Source organism: Poseidonibacter sp., from assembly GCF_041821165.1.
Classification (GTDB): Bacteria; Campylobacterota; Campylobacteria; order Campylobacterales; family Arcobacteraceae; genus Poseidonibacter.
The window spans coordinates 1-7,251 of the sequence record NZ_JBGUES010000116.1 but is presented as its reverse complement, the minus strand read 5'-3'; the positions used below and the strand labels follow the sequence as shown (position 1 = coordinate 7,251).

6 protein-coding genes are annotated in these 7,251 nt (G+C 22.6%); 4 read left to right on the top strand and 2 right to left on the bottom strand.

The features are described 5' to 3' along the window. The first annotated feature begins 145 nt into the window (after positions 1-145). The 3 genes from ACERKK_RS09240 to ACERKK_RS09230 all read left to right on the top strand — a co-directional run bounded on the left by ACERKK_RS09240 (position 146) and on the right by ACERKK_RS09230 (position 4,912). The gene (locus ACERKK_RS09240; protein ID WP_373772796.1) at positions 146-2,005 is read left to right on the top strand and encodes a diguanylate cyclase; all 1,860 of its coding nucleotides are present in this window, start codon (positions 146-148) and stop codon (positions 2,003-2,005) included. Between the two features lie 127 nt (positions 2,006-2,132). After that, complete coding sequence (locus ACERKK_RS09235) at positions 2,133-4,340, top strand: PAS domain-containing protein (protein ID WP_373772795.1); 2,208 nt, start codon at positions 2,133-2,135, stop codon at positions 4,338-4,340. Between the two features lie 35 nt (positions 4,341-4,375). Next, positions 4,376-4,912 (top strand): hypothetical protein, encoded by a 537-nt coding sequence (locus ACERKK_RS09230; RefSeq protein WP_373772794.1) that lies wholly within the window; start codon positions 4,376-4,378, stop codon positions 4,910-4,912. Positions 4,913-4,939: 27 nt separating this feature from the next. On the opposite strand, the gene ACERKK_RS09225 is transcribed toward ACERKK_RS09230, so the two are convergent. Together ACERKK_RS09225 and ACERKK_RS09220 are read right to left on the bottom strand one after the other, a co-directional pair. Next, positions 4,940-5,263, bottom strand: a complete 324-nt coding sequence (locus ACERKK_RS09225; RefSeq protein ID WP_373772793.1) for a hypothetical protein — start codon at positions 5,261-5,263, stop codon at positions 4,940-4,942. 34 nt (positions 5,264-5,297) lie between these two features. Then, the gene (locus tag ACERKK_RS09220) at positions 5,298-6,641 is read right to left on the bottom strand and encodes an MBL fold metallo-hydrolase (protein ID WP_373772792.1); all 1,344 of its coding nucleotides are present in this window, start codon (positions 6,639-6,641) and stop codon (positions 5,298-5,300) included. Positions 6,642-6,760: 119 nt separating this feature from the next. On the opposite strand from ACERKK_RS09220, the gene ACERKK_RS09215 reads away from it, so the two are divergent. Then, positions 6,761-7,251: radical SAM protein (locus ACERKK_RS09215; protein ID WP_373772797.1), on the top strand; the 491-nt coding region annotated here is incomplete at its 3' end.

Genomic DNA, 7,251 nt, shown 5'->3' with positions numbered 1-7,251 from the left:
CTTATATCTAAAAGCTTTTTTTTTGCCTTTTTTTCTCTATTCTTTTTTATTGATAAAAAATTATTTCTTTTCATAAATTATTTCTTTGTAAACTTTATTATTATATAATAATATCTTAATTTGAAATAATTCAATAGGAAAATATATGAAATTATCCATTAAAAATAAAATCTTCTTACTTATAAGTACTTTTGTTGGGGCTATTGTTTTTATCCTTTTATCTTCAATTTTTTTATTTCAAAAATCAAATGTACAACAACTTTCAATTGAAAACTTAGAAAAAGAAAAAGATAACAAAGTAAAATTTTTTAATAAATATATTGAAAATAAAACTATACTTCTTGAATCAATAATTGATAATAAATATATTATAAACTTTGCAAAAGATAAAAAAGATAAAGAGTTTGTTCAAAACTTATTTATAACATTATTTAAAACAAATAAAGATATTTTCCAATTTAGATATATTGATATAAATGGAAATGAAACTATTCGTGTTGATAATTATCAAAAACCAATATTAGTAGAAGATAAATATTTACAAAATAAAAAAGGAAGATACTACTTTGAAGATACTTTAAAAAAGAAGAGTGATGAAGTATATTATTCTAATATTGATTTAAATGTAGAAAATTCAAAAATTGAATTACCAATTGTTCCAACTTTACGAATAGCAAAAACACTTATTATTGATAATAAAAAGATGGGTATTATAATCTTAAATATAAATCTTAAAACTTTTTTAGAAGACTTACAAAAATCATCTTTACATGATGTAAGCCTTATTTATGAAGATGCAAATATTATTGTAAGTAAAGATTCTAAATACAACTGGACAAGTGATTTAAAGCTTGGTAAATCAGTTTTTGATTTATATGATTTTTTACCAAAGGATTTAACAAAAACTAAACTAAGAAAAAGTGAACATTTTTATCTTTCTGCTTTGGATATATCTAGTAAAGATAAAATATATATGTTATTAGTTCCAAAAGATTTTAATAAATATAATAAGATTTATGAACAAAGTGAAAATAGAATAATACTACTTATTATTGTAACTTTATTTGGTTTACCAATAGGATATTTAATTGCAGGATATATTGAAGAAAAGTATAAAGATAAAATCTTATTAGATAAAACTACAAATGATAATATTTTGATTAATTCAGTAATTAATTCTACAAATGATTTGATTTTTTATAAGGATAAAGATTTTAAATATATTGGTTGTAATCATGCTTTTGAAAAATTAGTACAAAAAAGTTTAGCTGAAATAATTGGAAAAACTGATTTTGAATTATTTAATAAAGAACAAGCTAAGTTATTTAGAGAATCAGATATTTTAATGTTAAAAGATAATAAAGTAAAGATTTTTAATGAATGGTTTACTAATACTGATGGTTCTAGAATTTATTATCAAACACAAAAAATACCATTTGATTATAGTCTAAATAAAAATATTGGTATTCTTGGTCTTGCAAGAGATCATACTGATTTACATTTATCTCAATTGAAAATTAAAGAGCAGGTTTATATTGATGAACTTACACAGGTTTTTAATAGAAAGTTTTATAATAAAAGAGTTCAGGAAAGTTTAGACTTATTTAAAAGATATGATTGTAATTTTTGTCTTGCTATTTTAGATATTGATAACTTCAAAAATATCAATGATACTTATGGACATGATATTGGTGATGCTGTATTGGTTAAGATAGCAAAAGCTATTAAAGATATGATTAGATCTACTGATTTGCTATTTAGAATAGGTGGCGAAGAGTTTGTACTAATTTTGCCTAAAAATGATTTGGATAATGCATTTATTATAATTGAAAAAATAAGAGAATATATTTCTACATTAGAATTAGTTAAAAATGAAAAAATTACTGTAAGTATAGGATTAACAAAAGTTAAAAAGAGTGATAGTGTTGAAACTTTATTTAAACGTGCAGACATTCTAATGTATAAATCAAAAAGAAGTGGTAAAAATAAGACATCAGAAGCATAAAGTATAAAAATAAGTTATTAATGATATTAAATCAAGATTCTTTTTGTTAAAATATACCTCAATTAACTACTAAGAGTTCATAATAATAAAAATAAATTTAAACTATCTATTACCATTTATATTTTTAATGATATTGGGTCTTTTCTTTTATCTTACAACAAATGATAAGAATAAAAGAATTACTGAAGAATTAGAAAATAAAATGCAAACTTTAGAGACTAATTATCTAATAACTTTGGACTATTTTATAAATGATGTTAAAAGTGTTAAATCAGAAATTACTAATAATAAGACAAATATAAAAATCCTAGAACAAGCATTAGTTTCAAACCAAGAGCAAAAAATAAAGCTAAGAAAAAAATTAAATGATTCAATGACTATGTTTTTTGAAAAGATGAAACAAAGAGGTATTATTCAAATACAGTTTGTAGACCCTTTTAATAAATCTTTTTTACGTATGAACTATCCAGATAAGTTTGGCGATGAGTTAAATGATATTAGATATAGTTTTAATTATGTAAGGCAAACAAAAAAAGATATTTTTGGTTTTGAACATGGAAGAACAGTAAATGCTTTTAGATATGTTTTTCCTTTTTTTAATGAAAATAAAAAATATTTAGGTGCAGTTGAAATATCCCTCTCTTCTGATTATTTACAAGAAAAATTAATCAATATTAATAAAATACATACACATTTTCTAATTAATAAAAATGTATTTTTAGCAAATACTTTATTAAATGAATCTTTTAAAAGTAGATATATAAAAAGTATTGAGCATAAAGACTATTTTTATTCTAAACCTGATAACGAAGATATGTTTCATCTAATAAGTGGAAAAAAAATACTTGAGTCTTTAAAAGAAAAAATAGATAAAAAAATGACTAAAAATGAGAAGTTTTATTTATATAAGGTATTTTCTAAAAATGTTAATATTATTAGTTTTTTGCCTATACAAAATATTAAAAAAGACAAAACAATTGCTTACTTAGTTTCATATACAGAAGATAAAAATGTTTATAATATTTTGCTAAGACATAAGATTATAAATATAATCTTTTTTATAATAATGCTTTTTTTATTTTATTTTATTTATAAAAATTTAAATCATAAGAAAAACTTAGTTCGTGAAGTAAAAATAAAAACAAGAGAACTTAGAAAAGTAAAAAAAGAGTTAGAGTTTTTAAATGAAAATCTTGAGATAAAAGTAAAAGAAAAAACTAAAGAACAAGATATTTTACTTTCTTTATTTGATATTGGTGATACGGTGTTATTTAAATGGAAAAATGATAAAAGCTGGACAATTGAGCATGTATCTTCAAATATCTCTAAGTTTTTAGAGTTTACCTCAGATGAATTTTATAATGAGAACATAAAGTATAGTTCTTTTATACATAAGGAAGATATTCAAAGAGTTACAAATGAGGTAAAAGAAGCAAGTAGTTCTCATAAATCATATTTTAAACATGAACCATATAGAGTAATTACTAAAAGTGCTAAGATTAAATGGGTTCTTGACTATACTGTTATTATTAGAAATGAAAAAAATGAAATCATCTCATATATTGGTTATATCTTAGATATTACAGAAGAAAGAGAAAATGAAAAACTCTTTTTTGAACAATCAAAAATGGCTTCAATGGGTGAAATGATAGGTAATATTGCACATCAATGGAGACAGCCATTATCTGTTATTTCAACTATCTCAACAGGTGCTGTATTAAGTAAAGAGTTTGGATTATTAAGTGATGAAATGTTTGTAAAAGATATGGATATTATTAATAAAAATGTGCAGTATTTATCAAGAACAATTGATGATTTTAGAAACTTTATTAAAGGTGATAGAGTTGCTAGTTACTTTTTTATTAAAGATTGTATAGATAGCTTTTTACATTTAATAGAAGGTTCAAAAAAGAGCAATAATATAAATATAGTTTTAGATATAAAAGATGATATTAAACTTTATGCTTATCCAAATGAATTAATTCAATGTTTTTTAAATTTATTCAATAATGCAAAAGATGAATTAATATCAAAAGATGAAGATGATAGATTTTTATTTATTACAGTTTTGAAAAAAGAGAATAAAGCAATTATAGAGTTTAAAGATACAGCAGGTGGAGTAAATGAGAAAATCAAAGCAAAAATATTTGAGCCTTATTTTACAACTAAACATAAATCATTAGGTACAGGGCTTGGTTTGCATATGACTTATAATTTAATTGTAAATGGAATGAATGGAAAAATTCTTGTAAATAATGAATCATTTACTTACTTAGATAAATTATACACAGGTGCAAGATTTGAAATAGTTCTTGATATAAAGAAAGAAATATAATTTTGATATAATATATAAAATATGAAAGGTTTTTTATGAGCGATAGATTACACGAAATAATTGCTGAAATTGGTGTTTTACACAATGAAGTAATTCAAAATGAAAAAATAAAAGATGTAGAAGAAGTATTTGATTATATGGAAGATTATGCAGATGATACAAAAGAACATTATTTAGATTTATTATTACAATACTATTTTCAAAAAAATGATTTAAATAATCTTCAAAAAACTCTTCTTGTTGGTGCTAAGTTTGATATGAGATTTTCTGATATTAAACAAGCGTTTTTAAATATAAAATCTAATAAAGAGAATGTAATCGAATTTATGGATGAAGCAGTTGTTTTTTTAAAAGATACAGAACTTCATGAATCATTACAAGCTATATATGATTATTATACAGAAAGTAAAGAGCTACAAGCAAACTTAGAACAAGCGCTAGAATTAATAAAAAGAAATAGATATGTATGTAGTTATTGTTATAAAAATAAAGATAGAATTTATTCTGATTTTTTTATAAATGAAGATTTATTACAGAGTCTAAAAAGAGATCTACCTTATTTACTAAAATAGACTCTTTTCTTATGATAACTTGGAAGATTAAACAATCGTTCCAAGTTCATCATTTAAATAATCATCAATAGTTTTTACAAACTCTTCAAATGACTTATCACCAACTTTATTAAAAACAACAATCTCTTCACCAAAATCATTATGAATAAAATGCTCTTCTTTTAATACTTTTTTATAAAGTTCTTGTAAATCATCTTCACTTTCATCTTTATTAAATAAAAACCAATTTGCGTATGATTCTTCAATTCTTACAAGTCCATAAGTATTTGTATCATCTACGTAATCTTGAATTGTTCCATTTTTAAATTTTGCACCAACTACTAAGTCATTTTCGTTTAAAATCATTTCCATTTAAAAAACCTTAATTTTTTGAAATAATAACACTTTATATGTAAATTTTCTCTTTCATTTTTACAATATGAACCTTATCTTCTAATTCTTTAGTAATTTTGTTTTTAAAATCTTCTAAGACTGATTTTTCACCATGAATTAGATATATACAAAAAACATCTTTTAAATCTTTTATAAAGTCAATTAAACCATTTTGGTCAGCATGAGCAGAAAATCCATCAATTACTTCAATATTTGCTTTTATAACTATTTTGCTTTTATCTATTGTAATTTGTGAGACTTTATTTAATATCTTTCTTCCAAGTGTTCCACTTACTTGATATCCTACAAATAAAATCATATTTCTTTTATCTTGTATATATCTTGATAAATGATAAGGAATTCTTCCTCCTTCACACATTCCTGAACCCGCAATAATTATTTTTTTGCCTTCTTTTTTATTTATTTCAATTGATTCATCTCTTGAATAAGTTGTAATTAATTCTTTAAATGAAAAAGGGTCAATATTGTTTTTGAATAGTTCTTTTATTTCTTCATTAAATAGTTCAGGAAAATGTGCAAAAGTTTTAGTAATATTTATTGCTAATGGAGAATCTAAATAAACAGGAACATCCTCTAGTAAATTATCATCGCTCATTTGCTTTAATATATATAATATTTCTTGCGTTCTCTCTAGGGCAAAAGAGGGTAATAATACAACTGCATTATTATTTAAAGTATCTAATACCTTTTTTTTGAAATCATCAACGCAAAGTTGTAATTCTTGATGTTCTCTATTCCCATAGGTTGATTCTAAAAATACATAGTTTGCCTTTGACCAAAAATCTACTTTTGAGGTAATTAATCTAGGTTTTTGTCCAATATCACCCGAAAAAACTACACTTTTTTCTAAACCATCTTCCTTATAATCAATATTAACACTAGTAGAACCTAAGATATGACCTGCATTTTTAAATGAAATTTTTATATTTTCTTCTATTTTTATAGTTTCATCATATTCTAAAAATGTGCCAAATAGTTCTAATGTATTATTTAAATCTGCATAGTTATATAATATTTTATTTTTTTCTTGCAATATTGTAGTTGCATTTTTTAGCATTAGTTTTGCTATTTCGTATGTTGCTTTTGTTGTAATGATTTTTTTATCAAAACCATTTTTTACTAACAGTGGTATTCTTCCTATATGATCAAGGTGAGCATGCGTTACAATTAAATAGTTTATCTCTTTTGGATCAAAACCAAAATCTTCATAATTAAGTTCTTCTTCTTTACCTTGAAATAAACCACAATCAATTAATATTTTTATGTGGCCAATTTCAAGTAAATGGCAAGAACCAGTTACTTCTGCTGCTGCACCATGTGATGAATAAAATGCCATAATTAAGCCTTTTTAATTAAATTGTTATATCTAAATGATACTCCAATAGAATTAAAAGCATACTAAATTACTTTTAGATTTACTTAGCTATGATATAATACAAAAAATCAAAATAGGAAATAAGTATTAAAAAATTTAGAAAAGTTCATATAGAAATTACAAATATATGTAACTTAAAATGTACATTTTGTCCACCAAAATTAAAACCAAATGGAACAATGCCTTTAGAAAAGTTTGAAGATATAAATTCGCAACTTACAAAATTTACAAAAGAGTTAGCTTATCATGTAGTTGGTGATCCTTTAGTATTATCAAATCTAAATGAGTATTTAAATATTAGTTTAAAACATGATTTAAAAGTAAATATTACAACAACTGCAAATAATATAAGTCCTAAAAATTATGAAACATTAATGAATAAAACAATAAAACAAATTAACTTTTCAATTAATTCATATAATGCAAATTCTCATAAAAAAACATTACAAGAGTATATAAATCCAATTTTAGATTTTATAGACTATGCACAAAATTTAGAACATGAATATTTTATAAACTTACGTATCTGGAACTTAGATGATACAAAAAGTGCAAGAGAGTTTAACTCTGC

Coding starts and splice junctions, on each gene's coding strand:
- ACERKK_RS09240 (WP_373772796.1), top strand. CDS start 146: ATGAAATTATCCATTAAAAATAAAATCTTCTTACTTATAAGTACTTTT.
- ACERKK_RS09225 (WP_373772793.1), bottom strand. CDS start 5,263: ATGGAAATGATTTTAAACGAAAATGACTTAGTAGTTGGTGCAAAATTT.
- ACERKK_RS09230 (WP_373772794.1), top strand. CDS start 4,376: ATGAGCGATAGATTACACGAAATAATTGCTGAAATTGGTGTTTTACAC.
- ACERKK_RS09235 (WP_373772795.1), top strand. CDS start 2,133: ATGATATTGGGTCTTTTCTTTTATCTTACAACAAATGATAAGAATAAA.
- ACERKK_RS09220 (WP_373772792.1), bottom strand. CDS start 6,641: ATGGCATTTTATTCATCACATGGTGCAGCAGCAGAAGTAACTGGTTCT.